The sequence below is a fragment of the Clostridium sp. JNZ J1-5 genome (assembly GCF_053901425.1).
On sequence record NZ_CM132773.1, the window covers coordinates 2,518,038 to 2,535,106 of the forward strand.

Below are 17,069 nucleotides of genomic sequence, written 5' to 3' on the forward strand. Positions count from 1 at the left end.
AAGAATAAAAAATAGTTCTTTCTAGTGTTATTTGTTATTTCAAAATGTAAATATGTAATAAAAGTTTAATATTATATTAAGTGAAATAGAGTAGTATAATTATAACCGTAGGTAATGGGAAACATATATGGAAAAATAAAAGCATATGTACAATTTTATTGATAATAAGTAAAATGATAAATATGTATGAAATAATTGACGTGATTTGCATATAGTATTATAATCAATCTATAATTCCTATAAATCCTACTTGAATACTGTGTATTGTATTGTGGAGGTGATAAGTTTGTCAGATATTATACTAGAACTTATAGATGTAGTAAAAAAATTTGATGATCAGGAAGCTGTTAAAAATGTTTCTATGAAGATTAGAAAAGGCGAGTTTTTAACGCTATTAGGTCCAAGCGGTTGTGGGAAGACGACTACTTTAAGGATGGTAGCTGGTTTTGAAAATCCAACAAGCGGTAAAATTCTCTTAGAAGATGAATCGGTGGAAAATAAAGAGCCTTATGAAAGAAATGTAAATACAGTGTTTCAAAACTATGCTCTTTTCCCTCATATGAATGTTTATAATAATATTGCCTATGGACTTAAAATCAAAAAAGTAAATAAATCTGAAATTGCAAAACGGGTAAATGAGATGCTGAATTTGGTTCAGCTTGAAGGTTTTGAAAAGAGAATGCCTGATCAATTAAGTGGAGGACAAAAGCAAAGAGTTGCTATTGCAAGGGCGCTTATAAATAACCCTAAAATTTTGCTTTTAGATGAGCCGCTAGGAGCTCTTGACTTAAAACTTAGAAAGCAAATGCAGATAGAGCTGAAAAGGCTTCAAAAAAAGCTGGCTATAACATTTATATATGTAACACATGATCAAGAAGAAGCTCTTAATATGTCAGACAGAATTGCAGTTATGAGGGGCGGAATTATAGAACAGATAGGAACTCCGGAAGAAATCTATGAAAAGCCAAAAACAAAGTTTGTTGCTAGTTTTATTGGTGAATCGAATTTATTTAATGCAGTTGTAGAAAGTGAAGATGATAAATTTGCTAAAATAAGGATAGAAGATGAAATAATTGATGTTGAAAATAGTAATTTAATTATTGGTAGTAAAATTTATATTTCTGTTCGACCTGAAAATATAAAATGTTCTATTGAAAGAAATGAAAAGTTCAATTTAAAGGCAATTGTTAAAGAACACAGCTATGTTGGTTCAATTATAAAAACCACAGTAGTATTATCAAATGGACAAGAAGTATTAATTAATAATTATAATAAAAAATCAGAATTGTCTAAAGAAGGCACTAATGTATGGTTATCCTGGAATCCAGAAGACATGGCAATGGTGGATGGAGAGGAGGGACTATAAAGATGAAAAAAAGTAAAGAAAATATTTCTAAATTTTCATTTATAGGACCTATATCTCTTTGGATGATAATTTTTATAGCAATTCCTCTCTGCTACATTATATTTATAAGTTTTATGCAAAGGGGAACAGATGGAGGCATAATATTTACACCAACCATTGAAAACTATGCAAGAATGAAGAACCCACTTTATTTTAAAGTGTTTAAGGATTCCATATCAATTGCTTTTATTACAACACTACTTACTCTTATTTTTGGGTACCCTTTCGCATACTTTGCATCGAAAATACCGAAAAAGTATAGAGTATTGGTTTTAGTACTTATTATAATTCCATTTTGGACTAACTCCCTTATAAGAACTTATGGGTGGATTATACTTTTAAGAACGGAAGGAATTATAAATCATATTCTTATAGGTATTGGTTTAATTAAAGAACCTTTTAAGATGCTTTATAGTTATGGAGCAGTGCTTGTTGGTATGGTATATACCTTGTTCCCATTTATGGTACTACCCCTATATAACTCTATAGAAAAGTTAGATAGAAGCTATTTAGAAGCTGCAAAAGATCTTGGAGCAGGCAGATGGAAAACATTTTTAACTGTAACTATTCCTCTAACTATGCCCGGAATAGTAGCGGGATGCATTCTTGTTTTTATACCATCTATAGGTTTGTTTTTTATACCTGACCTAATGGGTGGAAGCAGAGTTATGCTTGTTGGTAATTTGATTAAAAATCAATTCCTCGTATCCAGAGATTGGCCATTTGGAGCAGCATTGTCTATTGTTATGATGATAGTGTCTCTTTTATTAATAGGAATATATATAAAAATAGTAGGCAAAAAGTCGGATATGGAGGTCTTCTAATGGAAAGTAAATTATTAAAATGGTTATCTAACTTTTATATTGTATTTGTGTTTCTATTTATATATATTCCTATAGTAGTAATAATAATATACTCCTTCAATGTATCAAAGAGTAATGCAGTTTGGAATGGCTTTACTCTTCAATGGTATTCAAAACTTTTTCAGAATGACAATGTTCTGTTAGCTTTAAAAAATAGTTTAACAGTAGCAGTATTAAGTACTGGAATTTCTACTATAATTGGAACTATTGGAGCTGTAGGACTATATAAATACACTTTTAAGGGTAAGGGCTTAATTGATATGTTACTTTATATACCTATAGTAATTCCCGAAATAATAATGGGAATTTCACTTTTAGTATATTTTTCATCAATGCATATGGAATTTGGTATATTTACGCTAGTGCTTTCTCATACCACATTCTGTATACCTTTCGTGTTTGTTACAGTAAAGGCAAGACTTGCAGGATTTGATCATTCAATTGAAGATGCTGCAATGGATTTAGGAGCAAATAAGCTTACAGTATTTAGAACTATAACTCTTCCAATTATATTACCCGGTGTTCTTTCTGGTGCAATGTTGGCATTTGCTCTTTCGCTAGATGATGTAATAATCAATTTCTTTGTATCAGGACCAGAAAGTACTACTTTACCAATAAAAATATTTTCAATGCTGCGTTTTGGACTTTCGCCGGAAATAAATGCACTATGTAGTGTAATGTTACTTACTACGTTTATAGTTCTTGTTTTTTCACAGAGTATTAAGCTGAATAAAGCAAAATAATGTAAAGGGGTGTTTTAAGTGTCAAAAAAATTAATAAGAAATTTAAGTATACTATCTATTTTAATTTTTTCACTAGTTTCTTTTGTAGGATGCTCAGGTAAATCTAAAACTGCAAATACTGGAGGAGAAGAAAAAGTAGTAAACTTATTTACTTGGGCTAATTATGTGCCAGATGAGGTTATTAAGAAATTTGAAAGCAAGACTGGCATTAAGGTTAACTATAGCAACTTTTCTACTAATGAAGAAATGATGGCAAAGCTTCAGGCTGTTAAAGGTGGACAATATGATGTAATAGTATGCAGTGACTATATAATACAGGTTATGGCAAAGCAAAGTGAAGTATTAATGCAGCCTATAAATAAAGGTAATATACCTAATTATAAAAATGTTGAGCCTACCTACTTAGGACAATATTTTGATAAAGATAATAAGTATTCTATCCCTTATACTCTTGGGGCTCAAATGATTGTTTATAATGGAGATAAAATAAAAAAAGATATAAAAAGTTTAAAGGATTTATGGGATCCTTCATTTAAAGATTCTGTGGTACTTTTAGACGATCCTAGATCTGTAATTGGTATTGCATTAACAAAATTAGGCTACACAATAAATGAAACTGATCAAGCAAAACTAGATAAAGCAAAAGAAGAATTGAAAAAACTTAAACCAAATGTGAAGGTGTTTGATGCAGATACTCCTCATAATAGCCTTATAAGTGAAGATTGCACTATAGGTCTTATGTGGGGATCCCAAGCATCTGCTGCAGTAAAAGGAAATCCAAAGCTTAAAATTGTTTATCCGGAAGAGGGAATGCAATTTGGAGAAGATAGCTTTATTATACCAGCCAAGGCTCCTCATCAAAAGAATGCTGAAGCTTTTATTAACTTCATGTTAGAAGGAGAAATAAGTAATGAAGCCACAACAATTAATGAATATATAAATACAAATACTGCAGCTAAACAATTTATGTCAAAGGAATATTTAGAGAATAAGGCTGTATTTGTGCCAACTAATGAGTTTTCTAAAGCGAAACATTTAAGTGATGTTGGAGATTCAGCAAAAAAATATGATTTAATCTGGTCTGAATTTAAGCAACAATAATTTGATTTAGGAAGTGATTATGTGGATATCTATGATTTAGTTATAAAAAATGGTACCATTGTTGACCCAGAGAAAAAGTATATAAAAATAGGTCAAGTGGGTATTAACGGAACGAAGATATCTATAATTACTAATGAAGAAATAAGTGGAAAGATTGAAATAGACGCAGAAGGTATGATAGTATGTCCTGGATTTATTGATATTCATGGGCATATAGATGGTCATATTGAATGTGCAGAGCTTTCTGCACTTCAGGGAGTTACAACAACTGTAGGGGGGAATTGTGGCTTAAGCCCTTTGGATTTAAAAAAATTTTTTCAAGAGCAAAGTTTAGATGGGTTTCCTATAAATCAAGCACAATTAGTAGGGCATTCTTTTACCTTAAGAAAAGCCGTAGGAATAGAAAGTCCTTATGTTCCTGCAACAAAAGATCAGATTACTCATATGTGTAAGTTGCTGGAGAAATCTATTGAAGATGGAGCAATAGGATTATCCTTTGGATTAGAATATGCTCCAGGATCATCAATAGATGAGATAATGACCTTAAGTAATATTGTAGCAAAATATAAAATGATCATACCAATACACACAAATCTAAATATGCCAGGAGATTTAACATCATTAATAGAAGCTGTAAGGATAGCAGAAGTTACAGGAGCTCATGTACTGATTTCTCACTTTGTATATCAGTATGGAATGGGACTTATGACGGAAGCTCTTGAGATAGTAGATAAGGCTAGAGAAAGAGGCATTAAAGTATCTGCAGATAGCGGAATGTATACCGCCTTTGCAACTTTTATAGGGAGTACTATTTATGATCAGGATTATATGGAGAGATTTGGATGGAAGTTAGAAGATTTACTTGCGTCTACTGGGAAATATAAGGGCAAGAGATTAACACCTGAAATATATAAGGAATTAAGAAACTTCTATAAAAATGACAGCGTAATTTGTTTTACTGGAGTTGAAAATGAAATATATGAAGCTTTATTAAAGGATTATATAATGGTATCTTCTGATACAGGTCCAAGTCCTACAGGTAACGCTAAAGAAGGGCATCCGCAGAACGCAGGTACCTTTCCACGATTTTTCAGAAAAATGGTTAGAGAACAAAAAAGTATATCACTTCTTAAAGCAATAGAAAAATGTACTCTGCTTCCAGCTAACACAATAGGACTTACGGAAAAAGGAAGGATGACTGCAGGAGCTGACGCAGATATTGTTATTTTTGATATTAATAAAATAGAAGACAAAGCAGAATTTCCAGACAGAGGAGAACCAGATGAAAAGCCAAAAGGAATTCATTATGTAATTGTAAATGGTAAGATTGTAGTAAGAGAAGGTAATTTAGTCAAAGGTTGTCTGCCAGGAAAAGTTATTAGAAATAATAGATTCACATATGAAAAGGAGGAAATATATAAATGAAAGTATTTATTAGTGCAGATATTGAAGGTACAACAGGCATTACCAGCTGGGATGAAACTGAAAAGTCTAAGGCTGATTATAACAAGTTTGCTGATCAAATGAATAGAGAAGTAAGAGCAGCATGTAATGGAGCAATAAAAGCTGGAGCAAAAGAGATATTAATTAAGGATGCACATGACAGTGGAAGAAACCTAAATCCTTCCTTGCTTCCGAAAAATGTTAAGATAATTAGAGGATGGGCTGGACACCCTTTCTCTATGGTGCAACAGTTAGACAATACTTTTGATGCAGTATTATTTACAGGTTATCATTCATGGGGAGGTTCTAATGAAAATCCATTGGCTCATACTATGAATCCTTATGATGTAGATTACATTAAAATCAATGGAGAATATGCAAGTGAATTTACTCTTCACGCATATGCAGCAGCATATGTTGGAGTTCCATGTGCTTTCGTTAGCGGAGATAAAGGACTTTGTGAAAATATAAAGTTGTTAAATAAGAATATTAAGACTGTGGCTGTAAATGAAGGGGTAGGAGCATCTACTATAAGCATTCACCCAGACTTAGCTGTTGAAATGATAGAAAAAGAAGTAGAGAATGCATTAAGTGGAGATTTGAATCTTTGCAAATTACAACTTCCAGAAGAATTTGAATTAGAGATTGGATATGTATCACATACAAAAGCCTATAGATTTTCTTTTTATCCAGGAGCAAAATTAGCTTCTCCTAAGGTAATATCATTTAATACAAAGGATTATTTTGAAGTTTTAAGAGCTGTTTTATTTCTAACATAATCTTATAATTAAATTTCATCTTACTATGGATAAGTATTGAATTTAAAATCTATTAAAAAAATAAATTAAGGCTTTAAGGCTTCTCTTCATAGGAGAAGTCTTGATTTTTTATTTGATAGCATAATACTTTTAAATTTTGTGTAAAAATGTAATTTAATTTAAAAGATGGTTTACATTTATGTAGAAAAATGCTATTATATGTTAGTAATTATGATAATTACCTACTTATGGCATGTAGGGGGATATATTTGTTACTAGGTATTGAAACTATAGTAATATACATATTTTGAAGAATAAAAAGTAAAAATTAAGTTTTATATAAGCAAAGATGTATTAAAAATATCGATAATAGCAAATCTATCGAAAGGTAGAGACGCAAAGCTATGGGTCTAAGGAATAAAAATTCTATGACTGCCAGGTTGCCGAAGTATTTACAAAAATAATTATAGAAAGTTTTGTGGATAACTATGTCAAAGGCACTGGTAAATTAGAAGTGTCTTTGGCATTTTTTTATTTATTAAAAAATTATAGGGAGTGAAACAGATGAAGAATAATAAGGGAAAAAAGAATTTTAAGTCATTCACCGGGAGTGTTAGAAACAGATTAATAGCGGTTTCTATAATATCTATTGTGCTGCCGTTAATTATTCTTGGATATGTTTGTTATAAAAAATCTTATACTATTTTACAGAATAAACTTATAGTAACTTCTGGACAAACACTTCAAGAAGTTGATAGATCTATAACTAAATTTTTAGGAGGATTAGAAAATCAACTAGAATTTTTAGCTTCATCAGCTAGTTTTGGGAAAATTGAAGCTGCACAAGGAAACGTATCAGTAGGTAAAAATGAACTTGATATGAGTATAGAACTTTTAAAAAATATAAAGAATTCAAATGAAAATCTATTAGTTGCTTACTTTGCTTCATCAAGTGGTAAAATGTATGCTTATCCAGTACCAAACTTACCTAAAGACTATAATCCAACAGAAAAAGCTTGGTATAAAGATGCTGTAAGCCAAAAGGGAAAGGTTGTATGGAGTAATACATATATAGATGAAAACACTAAAAAGACTATAGTAACTGAATCAAAAGCTGTAGTTGTAGATGGAAAAGTTGTAGGGGTTATGGCTATTGATATTGAACTTAAAGAAATGACAGATAACATAATTAATAGCGTTATTGGAAAAGCAGGTTATGTAGTTTTAACAGATAAAAATGGAACTATGATTGCTCATAGGGATACTAACCTTTTAGGCAAAGATACTATTACTAAGGAGCAGTTTTGGACAAGTGTAAAATCTAAAGAAAGTGGATTTGAAAAGTATACATATGGAGGTAAACAGAAGTTTCTAACTTTTCATACAAACAATAGAACCGGATGGAAGCTTATGGCTATCATGGAGGATACCGAACTGGTAAGTGATACAAATGTAATAATGAAGTTTACCCTATTAATTATAGCTATATGCGCTCTAGTGGGAATATTTATAGCCATTTTACTTGAAAGAAGTATATCAGGGCCATTAAATAAATTAAAAGAAGCATTTGGGAAGGCTTCAGAGGGAGACTTAACTGCTAAGGTTAAGATAAATTCAAAAGATGAATTTGGGGAAATAGGTAATAGTTACAATGGTATGGTTGACAATATAGCAGCTTTAATTAAAAAGGTCAAAAATTCTACTAGTACTGTTTTTGAATCCTCAAAATCCTTATCAGATATTACTGAAAAAACAGCTATGGTTTCTTCTGAAATATCTAGAACAATGGAAGAGGTAGCTAAAGGCATGGATGAAGAGGCTAGAGACACTCAATATGGTTCTGAAGTAGTAAATGAATTAGCCGATAAAATTGAGATTGTATCAAAATCTACAAATAACATGAAAGATATATCTGATGAAACAAATAAACTCAGTGATAATGGATTAAAGGCAGTAAAAGTACTAACTGAAAAATCAAAAGAAAGCGGTATTGCTGCATATAGAGTTGGTGAGATCATAGAAAAAGTAGATAAAAGCTCAGAAGAGATAGGTATAATAACTTCTACAATAGAACAAATAGCACAACAGACAAATCTTTTATCATTAAATGCATCCATAGAGGCGGCAAGAGCAGGTGAACATGGAAGAGGTTTTGCGGTGGTTGCCGAGGAAGTAAGAAAGCTATCAGAGGAATCTTCAAAGGCAGCTACTCAAATAAAAGAATTAATATCAGGAGTGCAAATTCAATCAAAATCAGCTGTAGAATCTATGGATAGTGCTAAAGCTATCATAATAGAACAGGATAAAGCAGTGGAGGAAACTGAGAGTATATTTAGTTATATATCGAATTCTATAAAATCATTAATAGATATGACACAAGAACTAAAAAAATATAGTGATGAAATGGCAGTGAAAAAGGATGAGATTGTAAATGTTATAGGGAATATAACTGCTGCAACAGAAGAAACTTCAGCAGCAACTCAAGAAGTTTCAGCATCTACAGAGGAGCAATTAGCTGCCATGGAAGAGGTATCTTCTCATACTAATGATTTAAGTAAGCTTGCTAGTGAACTTCAAGATATAGTAAATCAATTTCGTCTAGAATAATGAGGAGAATTATTAAGTGTAAATAGAAAGGATAAAATATGTGGGCTTTAGGATTTTCACCTGATTGGATAATAGGCCTTATTGCGGTAGCCTTAGTTTTAGTACATGCATATTTATTTAGACATAAAATTTTTATAGAGAAAGAAGATATATACCGTAGCCTATTCCAAAAAAATTATTTTTCTATATTTTTAATTTGTCCCCAAACCGGAAATATAGTAGACGCAAATTCTGCAGCATGTAATTACTATGGTTATTCTAAAGAGAGTCTATTATCCATGAATATAAATGATATTAATCTCTCTATTACACCAGAAATGTTTAATGAGATTAGTACTGATAATTCTAAAAAAAATAAAGTTTTTAATTTCAAACACAAATTAGCCAGCGGAGAAATAAGAGATGTTGAAGTATATTGGGGAAGTATAAAGTATAAGGGAGAAGATTTAATTTATTCAATGGTACAGGACATTACAGAAAAAAAACTTGCTGATGAAAAAATTATTCGTATGGCATATCATGATATGCTTACAGGATTGCCAAATCGTACTTTATGTAATGACTATTTGAATAACTCGTTAATTAATGCATCTTTAAATAATGATATGGTAGGAATTTTGTTTTTAGATTTTGATAGATTTAAGTGTATTAATGATACTTTAGGACATTTCATAGGGGATAAGCTTCTAGAGAATATTACAGAAAGATTAAAGTTTATTTTAGATAAAAGTGATTTTATTGCTCGAGCAGGTGGAGATGAATTTTTAGTTATATTACCTAAGGTTACCGATAAAGGAAAGATAAAAGCTATTGCTGAGAAGATAGTAAGCGAGTTTAGACAGCCCATAATTATTGATGGATACGAGCTATATACTACTGTAAGTTTAGGAATAAGTGTATATCCTTTTGATGGAACAGATGTAAGGACGTTAATGAAAAATGCTGAAATAGCTATGTATAAAGCTAAAGATTCTGGTAGAGATAACTATAGAGTATTTACTCAGAGTATGAAGAATGTAATATATGATAATTTTTATTTCGCAAACAACCTAAGAAATGCTATTGAAAGAGAGGAATTAGTTGTATATTACCAGCCTAAGATAGATATACAAGAAGGTAAAGTTACAGGAGTTGAAGCTTTAATAAGGTGGGATCATCCAGAGCTAGGGTTAATACCACCAGCAAAATTTATATCAATAGCTGAAGAAACAGGACTTATTGTGCCTATAGGGGAATGGGTACTCCGCAGGGCTTGTGCACAAAACAAGGCTTGGCAGGATGCTGGATATAAGCCAATTAAGATGGCGGTAAACATATCAGCAAGACAATTACAACAAAAGGATTTGTATGAGAAATTAGTTGAAATATTGAAAGAGACTAACCTAGAAGCAAAATATTTAGAGTTAGAAATAACTGAAAGCATAGCAATAAAGAATATTGATAAAACCAATGATATGCTAAATAATCTAAAAGAGCTAGGAGTAAATATAGCTATGGATGACTTTGGCACAGGATATTCAGCATTAAGTTATCTCAACCAAATTTCAATTGATATACTGAAAATTGATCAATCATTTATAAGGAATCTTGCACTTAGTGAACATAACAAGGAAATAGCTGCATTCATAATAAAGATGGCACACGCTCTTGAATTAAAGGTAACTGCAGAGGGCGTTGAAACAGAAGAGGATATTAATTTTCTGAAAAGACATAAATGTGACTATGTGCAAGGATATTATTTTAGCAGGCCAATACCAAGTGACGAATTCGAAAAATTGTTTTTAAAGAGTTAGGAAGTTATATTCCTAACTTTTTTATTAAATCCATCTTAATAAGTGATAATTTTTAAAGAGTTAATATTTAAAATTTAGATAAAAATACCCAACTCTGGTTCTTAATAAATATGTAAGAATTTATTTAATGATTAGTAAGATTGAGGTTATATAATAAATTTAATACTAAAATTTCAAGATATGTAATTAACATATTTATATGGATATGAGGAGGAAGTGTTTTGAGAAGGTTAGTTAAAAAGCTATTATTTATTTTTATAGCTATTGTAATAATAACATCTTTTATATTATTTAATCCAAATAAAGATAGTGACTTAAAAGAGTGCGTTAAGAGTTATAATGATATATTAGTGTTAGTGAACAGAAGATATTATCTGCCTAAAGATTATATACCTAATGATTTGATAGTACCTAATATTAAATTTTCTAGCCATATGACTAATGAAGAAAAGAAAATGAGAAAAGATGCAGCAAAAGCCTTGGAAGATATGTTTAAAGAAGCAAAAAAAGATGAAATTTTTATATATGGGCTTTCAGGGTATCGTTCTTACAGATCTCAAGTTGAGACATATAATCAGAGAATTGAGAGAGTGGGAAGAGAAGAGGCAGATAAATATGTAGCATCACCAGGCCATAGTGAGCATCAAACAGGGCTTGCCATGGATATAACAAATAAAACTGGTGGAGGAAATTTTGGAAAGAGTAAAGAGGGGAAGTGGCTTAAGAGCAATGCAGATAAATTCGGATTTATAATAAGATACCCTAAAGAAAAAGAGCGTATAACAGGATACAATTATGAACCTTGGCATATTAGATATGTTGGTAAAGAAGCTGCTAATGAGATTAAAAATAGAAATTTAGTCCTTGAAGAATACTTAGAAAATTAATAACGTTGTATATATTATTGTTATAGAATAAAATGAAGTTAGTATAATGTTGCCAATATGATACTATAAATCATTAAACTGGAGGAGATGAAATGTTTAAATATCCAAGAAGAGAAGAATTAGGATTTTTACCAACACCTATACAAAAATTAGATAGATTAAGTGAAGCTCTTAATGGGCCAGAAATTTATTTAAAAAGAGATGATTTAACTGGAGGGGTTGTTGGGGGAAACAAAATTAGAAAACTTGAATTTGCACTTGCACATGCATTAGATAATGGATATGATACATTAATTACATGTGGAGGGCTCCAATCAAATCATTGTAGAGCTACTGCTTTTATAGCTTCAAAGTATGGACTTCAATGCCACCTTGTATTAAAGAAAACAGAAGATCCAAAAATAGAAGCCAATTTATTTTTGGATAAATTAGCAGGAGCTCAAATTCATTATATTCCTAGTGAAGAGTATGAAAAAGAATTAGACTATATATTAAAAGAGTTAAAAGAAGAGTTAGATAAGGAAGGTAGAAAAGCATATGTAATTCCTACAGGTGCCTCTTTTGGAATAGGTAACTTTGGGTATATAAAAAGCTGTGAGGAAATAAGTAAGCAGTGCAGAGAAAGTAATATAAATTTTGATTATATAGTGACAGCAGTGGGATCAGGAGGAACATACACAGGATTAAAAATAGGACAAGAATTATTTTTACCAAAGACAAAAATTGTAGGATTCAATATATCCGATGATAAAGATTATTTTATAAAGCAAGTATTAAAGATATCTAAAGAGAGCTCAGCCTATACAGATAAAGAAATTAATATAGATGAAAAGGATATCCATATTATAGATGGATATGTGGGGCTTGGATATGCAAAGAGTACGCCAGAAGAGTTAAAATTCATTAGGGATATTGCTAGATTAGAGGGAGTTGTATTTGATCCAGTTTATACAGGAAAAGCTATGTTTGGACTTGTAGATCAGATAAAAAAGGGTACTTTTAAAAGAGGAGAAAAAATTTTATTTATTCATACAGGAGGAATTTTTGGAATCTTTCCGAAATCTCAAATGTTTGATCTTGATTAAAAATATTAAATTTTTGAGATACCTCTATGATTTTAAGTTCATGGAGGTATTCTTATGTATGCTGATATATTTAGTACTTTACCAATAACAGAAACATTGTTTGGTAAAGGGGTAGGAATTGGAACAGTTTTATCTTTCATGATGGCTGTTGCTGCATTGTCTCTTCCATCTATAATTATGAAGGGTATCCAATCATTTTAGGATACCCTTTCAAAATAGGTACATGTTCTAAATAAACTATTATTAAATTCTATTATACAGTTCTCAATTAGTATTCAAGATTATCATCGTCAAAATCTTCTTCGAAAGGTCTCATACCACCCATTCCCATCATAGGAGACATTTCATGTCCACCCATAAAAGGCATTTGGTACATACCAGGAGTCTGCTGGTACATACTAGGAGTCTGATACATATGGTACATGTGATACATATGACAGCTATGCATGTGTGCCATAGGACACATATATCCAGTCATAGGGCACATATTACTATAAGTACCCATAGGGTGCATTCCCATCATGGAAGGCATCTGATACATATTTCCATACATAGGCATCATTCCTTGTCCGCTCATGTGAGGCATATATTGCATGCCACCCATAGGATACATATTTTCCATATCATGCATGTCATGCATTGAATCTTTACAATCCATTGAATATTTCTCCATTAATTACACCTCTATTAATAATTTTTATTACATTTACAATATATGTAATAGAATGATTTTGTTGAACAAATTTTTATATTTAATTGAGAAATTAATGGATACATATTCATAACTTATATGAAATAATTGATAGTTACATTATTTATATGAATATTGAGAAAAAGACTTATATAATATATTGTTTATTTTATCTGCAAATTCTTGAAGTAAATTCATATCACTTATATAATTGCTTTTTAAAATAATTTTAAGTTGGTTTGTAGCTGATTCTAAATACAATGTATCAATTGTTATAACTTTGTTTTCAATTAGTTCTTCCAAGGGCTTTTCTGCATTACATCTAATTGATTCCATTAAATTTAGTTTAAATATATCAATACTAATTTCTTCGGCGGAAAATATATTTAAATCAAGATTATCCATTTTAAATCCCTCCTTTTTAAAGTATTGACATTAAAAATAGAAATGATACTCTTTTAATTTAACCTTATATGTATCATAAAGTAATGCTTAACAACATTTTATAGGAATAGTCATAAGAGAAATGGAAAAGCTATTATTGTGAGCGTAAACAAATAAAAAAGCATAGTTCATATAAAAATTAGGCTATGAAAGGGGATAAAATCATGAACAATAAATATGATTTAGAACAAGCAAAACAATTAAATGCAAAATCAGTATCGAAAGCTGGAACTGCCAATATGAATTTTAATATGACAAACACAACAGCAGGAATGGGGAATATGACTAATAATGCAACACCTATAAGCTCTGACAGTGCTACATTACAAAAAGTAAAGCAACAGAATGCCCAATCAGCATCAAAAGCTGGAACTAGTAATATGAATTTTAATATGACAAACACAACAGCAGGCATGACAAATATGACAAACAGCGCAACATCTGCAAGCTTTGACAACAATGTATTAGAAAAGACAAAACAACAAAATAAGAAATCTGAGATGAATAAAGGGCAGTTTCAATAATTAATCATATAGATAATAATTTTAATAATAAAAGAGCTTGAAAACATTAAGTTTTCAAGCTCTTTTAAATAATTTGCATTTAATAAGGAATAATTGCTATTTAATAAGGAAAACTAGCAGTAGGTGATATAATTATGAAAAATACATATAAAAATCCGAAAGTAGAAGAAATTATTAAAAAAGTAGGAAGAGAAAGTGAAGTTATAGTAAAAAATATTATCCTAGGCAAAGGGGAGAATGTAGAAGCTTGGATAATCTATGTTAAAGGTCAAGCTAAGGAATCAATGATAGATGAATCAATTTTAAAACCATTAATGTTACAGATAAATTCAGAATTAGTTTTAACAGAAGATTTGCCAGAGTATCTTTGCAAAAAATATATAACCAGCAGTAATAGTAAAGTATCAGAAAATATTGATGAAGTTGTTGGCAGTGTAAAGTCTGGATATACTGCTATCATAGTTGATGATATAAATACCTGTATATTGATTAATACTATTGGTGGCAATTACAGAAGTATTTCAGATCCCTTAAACGAATATTCTGTAAAGGGAACTAGAGAAAGTTTTGTTGAAAATCTTGATACTAATGTAAGTATAATGGGCAGAAGAATAAAGGACACTAGCTTCACAGTAGAAAAAATGGTTGTTGGAAGAAGATCTGGAACTAATGTTGCACTGATATATATTAAGGATATAGTTAATGAAGATGCTTTAAATAGTATTAGACAGAGAATCCAAGCAGTAGATGTGGATTTTACCACCTCCAACGGAATATTGGAACAGTACATAGAAAAAAATACTTATAGTGTATTTCCAGAACTTTTTACTACAGAAAGACCAGATGTTGTGGAAGCCAACCTTATGGAAGGCAAAATAGCAATTTTACAAGATGGGACGCCTAATTGTCTCACTGCTCCAGCTGTATTTATAGAATTTTTTCAGGGTCCTGAAGACTATTATCAAAAAACATTAGTAGCTAATTTAACCAGAATATTGAGATATATAGCACTAATACTTATTATAACTTTTCCTTCTATATATCTAACTCTTATAAAATTTAATGTGGAATTAATACCATTAAAATTTATAGTTCCAATAACACAATCTAGAGTTAATATTGCATTGCCACCTTTTTTCGAAATATTGTCTATGGAGATAATAGTAGAATTGCTTAGAGAAGGTGGATTAAGATTACCTTCTAAAATTGCTCAAACCATTAGTATAGTTGGAGGTATTATCATAGGAGATACTGCAATTCAAGCTAAAATAGTGAGCCCACCAACACTGCTTATCGTTGGTATTACAGTTGTATCTACGTTTTTAATACCGAATTATGATATGTCTTTAGCAATAAGATTTCTTAGATTTCCTATGCTTATATTAGCTAACTTTTTGGGCATATTTGGAATAAGTGTGGGATGGTTTTTAATAATTACTCATCTATATAATATGGATAGCTTTGGAGTGCCATATTTTGCACTTAATAAAGAAGATATGAAAGATACCTTTATAAGGGCACCTTTGTGGAAGATGAAAAGAAGGCCAAAAGATATTGCTTATAAAAATATTATAAGACAAGGTTTCTTTAAAAATAAATTTAGAGGTAATGACAATGGATGATAAAAATCTTCTAACTAGGGGTGAGCTTACATTTTTTATAATTGGTACTATATTGGGAATTGGATTGTTTCAATTGCCTTATGAAATTGTAAAAAAAGTAGGTCAAGATGGGTGGATAGCTACAATACTAGGAACAGTATATCCATTATATATAATTGCTATTTCAAGTTATATTATAAAGAAATGCCCCAATGATAATCTAGTAGGTTTGAGCAAAAGACATTTTGGAAAGTTTCTAGGATCTATTTTTAGTTTGCTTTATCTATTTGAATTTGTGACCATTGTTTCATCCATAGTAGCTGGTTTCACTAGGATACTAAGAATTTATGCTGTAGGATTTGTACCTTATATTAATATTGCTATAATTATTATATCTATTAGTATATATGCAGTCTATGGAGGTATAAAAAATCTAGCTAGAATGCAAAAGTTAACGTTTTATATTTTATTAGTAATAACATCAGTTTCACTGGGAGCTATAAAAGATGCTAGCATTCTAAATGTAATGCCAGTACTAGAGAATGGAATAGTTCCATGTTTAAAAGCCATTAAAATCACTATATATCCCTATTCAGGTGTGGAAGTTTTACTTTTAATATATCCATTTGTTAAAAATAAAAAAGCTATATATAAAGATGCTATAAAAAGCCTAGTAATTTGCACTTGTTTTTATACCTGGGTAGTATTTATAACTATTTATTATCTAGGAACAGATATAATTTTGAAAAGTCCATGGCCCTTTAGTTTAGTTGCAGAGAGCATCGATTTTCCTGTTATAAGTAATGCTAGATTTATATTCATATTTTTATGGTCTATAGCGGTATTTATAACAACAGCTGATAGCTATTATATAGTTTCATTAGGACTAAGTTATATAACAAACAAAGATTTTAAAAATATTTGCATTTTTATATCTCCTATAATGATATATTTAACCACAATATACAAAAATGAAATAGCGAGGAGAAAGTTAGTCCAACTATTTATGCAATATGGAGTAGGATTTAATATATTATACATAACTGTATTAGCTGTATTTATTTATATGTCCAAATCAAAAGTCGCTACAAATAATGTAGAAAATTAATTGTGATAGAAGGAAT

Annotated in this window: 15 protein-coding genes, 1 pseudogene and 1 riboswitch; of the genes and pseudogenes, 14 read left to right on the top strand and 2 right to left on the bottom strand. The window is 30.4% G+C overall.

What is annotated here, in order from left to right; genetic code table 11:
* Positions 1 to 286: 286 nt before the first annotated feature.
* From ACWW38_RS12145 to ACWW38_RS12195, 11 genes and pseudogenes are all read left to right on the top strand, one after another.
* Positions 287 to 1,366, top strand: a complete 1,080-nt coding sequence (locus tag ACWW38_RS12145) for an ABC transporter ATP-binding protein (RefSeq protein WP_456257817.1) — start codon at positions 287 to 289, stop codon at positions 1,364 to 1,366.
* 2 nt (positions 1,367 to 1,368) lie between these two features.
* Positions 1,369 to 2,229, top strand: a complete 861-nt coding sequence (locus ACWW38_RS12150; protein WP_456257818.1) for an ABC transporter permease — start codon at positions 1,369 to 1,371, stop codon at positions 2,227 to 2,229.
* Positions 2,229 to 3,011 (top strand): ABC transporter permease, encoded by a 783-nt coding sequence (locus ACWW38_RS12155; RefSeq protein WP_456257819.1) that lies wholly within the window; start codon positions 2,229 to 2,231, stop codon positions 3,009 to 3,011. Before ACWW38_RS12150 ends, ACWW38_RS12155 begins: the two co-directional genes overlap by 1 nt.
* A gap of 18 nt (positions 3,012 to 3,029) precedes the next feature.
* The gene (locus ACWW38_RS12160; RefSeq protein ID WP_456257820.1) at positions 3,030 to 4,112 is read left to right on the top strand and encodes a polyamine ABC transporter substrate-binding protein; all 1,083 of its coding nucleotides are present in this window, start codon (positions 3,030 to 3,032) and stop codon (positions 4,110 to 4,112) included.
* A 21-nt stretch (positions 4,113 to 4,133) separates the two neighbouring features.
* A complete protein-coding gene (locus ACWW38_RS12165; RefSeq protein WP_456257821.1) occupies positions 4,134 to 5,537 on the top strand; it encodes an N-acyl-D-amino-acid deacylase family protein in 1,404 nt (467 codons plus the stop codon).
* A complete protein-coding gene (locus ACWW38_RS12170; protein ID WP_456257822.1) occupies positions 5,534 to 6,334 on the top strand; it encodes a M55 family metallopeptidase in 801 nt (266 codons plus the stop codon). The genes ACWW38_RS12165 and ACWW38_RS12170 overlap by 4 nt, the downstream gene beginning before the upstream one ends.
* Before the next feature lie 340 nt (positions 6,335 to 6,674).
* A riboswitch (cyclic di-GMP riboswitch) is annotated at positions 6,675 to 6,761 on the top strand.
* 116 nt (positions 6,762 to 6,877) lie between these two features.
* Positions 6,878 to 8,920, top strand: coding sequence for a methyl-accepting chemotaxis protein (locus ACWW38_RS12175; RefSeq protein ID WP_456257823.1), 2,043 nt, complete (start codon positions 6,878 to 6,880; stop codon positions 8,918 to 8,920).
* A gap of 38 nt (positions 8,921 to 8,958) precedes the next feature.
* The gene (locus ACWW38_RS12180; RefSeq protein WP_456257824.1) at positions 8,959 to 10,713 is read left to right on the top strand and encodes a sensor domain-containing protein; all 1,755 of its coding nucleotides are present in this window, start codon (positions 8,959 to 8,961) and stop codon (positions 10,711 to 10,713) included.
* Positions 10,714 to 10,934: 221 nt separating this feature from the next.
* Positions 10,935 to 11,600, top strand: a complete 666-nt coding sequence (locus ACWW38_RS12185) for a M15 family metallopeptidase (RefSeq protein ID WP_456257825.1) — start codon at positions 10,935 to 10,937, stop codon at positions 11,598 to 11,600.
* A gap of 92 nt (positions 11,601 to 11,692) precedes the next feature.
* Entirely contained in the window at positions 11,693 to 12,685 is a 993-nt protein-coding gene (locus ACWW38_RS12190) for a D-cysteine desulfhydrase family protein (protein ID WP_456257826.1), read from the top strand.
* A 45-nt stretch (positions 12,686 to 12,730) separates the two neighbouring features.
* Positions 12,731 to 12,865, top strand: a pseudogene (locus tag ACWW38_RS12195) (permease); the annotation flags it as partial.
* Positions 12,866 to 12,953: 88 nt separating this feature from the next.
* On the opposite strand, the gene ACWW38_RS12200 reads toward ACWW38_RS12195, so the two are convergent.
* Together ACWW38_RS12200 and ACWW38_RS12205 are read right to left on the bottom strand one after the other, a co-directional pair.
* Entirely contained in the window at positions 12,954 to 13,343 is a 390-nt protein-coding gene (locus ACWW38_RS12200) for a hypothetical protein (protein WP_456257827.1), read from the bottom strand.
* A 153-nt stretch (positions 13,344 to 13,496) separates the two neighbouring features.
* Positions 13,497 to 13,781: a hypothetical protein gene (locus tag ACWW38_RS12205; protein ID WP_456257828.1), complete on the bottom strand. Its 285-nt coding sequence runs from the start codon at positions 13,779 to 13,781 to the stop codon at positions 13,497 to 13,499.
* A 203-nt stretch (positions 13,782 to 13,984) separates the two neighbouring features.
* On the opposite strand from ACWW38_RS12205, the gene ACWW38_RS12210 reads away from it, so the two are divergent.
* From ACWW38_RS12210 to ACWW38_RS12220, 3 genes are all read left to right on the top strand, one after another.
* Positions 13,985 to 14,344 (top strand): hypothetical protein, encoded by a 360-nt coding sequence (locus ACWW38_RS12210; protein WP_456257829.1) that lies wholly within the window; start codon positions 13,985 to 13,987, stop codon positions 14,342 to 14,344.
* Positions 14,345 to 14,478: 134 nt separating this feature from the next.
* Entirely contained in the window at positions 14,479 to 15,966 is a 1,488-nt protein-coding gene (locus ACWW38_RS12215) for a spore germination protein (RefSeq protein ID WP_456257830.1), read from the top strand.
* The gene (locus ACWW38_RS12220) at positions 15,959 to 17,053 is read left to right on the top strand and encodes a GerAB/ArcD/ProY family transporter (RefSeq protein WP_456257831.1); all 1,095 of its coding nucleotides are present in this window, start codon (positions 15,959 to 15,961) and stop codon (positions 17,051 to 17,053) included. The genes ACWW38_RS12215 and ACWW38_RS12220 overlap by 8 nt, the downstream gene beginning before the upstream one ends.
* Positions 17,054 to 17,069 lie beyond the last annotated feature (16 nt).

Excerpts from the sequence above, each read along its gene's own strand:
- ACWW38_RS12150 (WP_456257818.1), top strand. The coding sequence starts at position 1,369 with ATGAAAAAAAGTAAAGAAAATATTTCTAAATTTTCATTTATAGGACCT.
- ACWW38_RS12155 (WP_456257819.1), top strand. The coding sequence starts at position 2,229 with ATGGAAAGTAAATTATTAAAATGGTTATCTAACTTTTATATTGTATTT.
- ACWW38_RS12170 (WP_456257822.1), top strand. The coding sequence starts at position 5,534 with ATGAAAGTATTTATTAGTGCAGATATTGAAGGTACAACAGGCATTACC.
- ACWW38_RS12175 (WP_456257823.1), top strand. The coding sequence starts at position 6,878 with ATGAAGAATAATAAGGGAAAAAAGAATTTTAAGTCATTCACCGGGAGT.
- ACWW38_RS12180 (WP_456257824.1), top strand. The coding sequence starts at position 8,959 with ATGTGGGCTTTAGGATTTTCACCTGATTGGATAATAGGCCTTATTGCG.
- ACWW38_RS12190 (WP_456257826.1), top strand. The coding sequence starts at position 11,693 with ATGTTTAAATATCCAAGAAGAGAAGAATTAGGATTTTTACCAACACCT.
- ACWW38_RS12200 (WP_456257827.1), bottom strand. The coding sequence starts at position 13,343 with ATGGATTGTAAAGATTCAATGCATGACATGCATGATATGGAAAATATG.
- ACWW38_RS12205 (WP_456257828.1), bottom strand. The coding sequence starts at position 13,781 with ATGGATAATCTTGATTTAAATATATTTTCCGCCGAAGAAATTAGTATT.
- ACWW38_RS12210 (WP_456257829.1), top strand. The coding sequence starts at position 13,985 with ATGAACAATAAATATGATTTAGAACAAGCAAAACAATTAAATGCAAAA.
- ACWW38_RS12215 (WP_456257830.1), top strand. The coding sequence starts at position 14,479 with ATGAAAAATACATATAAAAATCCGAAAGTAGAAGAAATTATTAAAAAA.
- ACWW38_RS12220 (WP_456257831.1), top strand. The coding sequence starts at position 15,959 with ATGGATGATAAAAATCTTCTAACTAGGGGTGAGCTTACATTTTTTATA.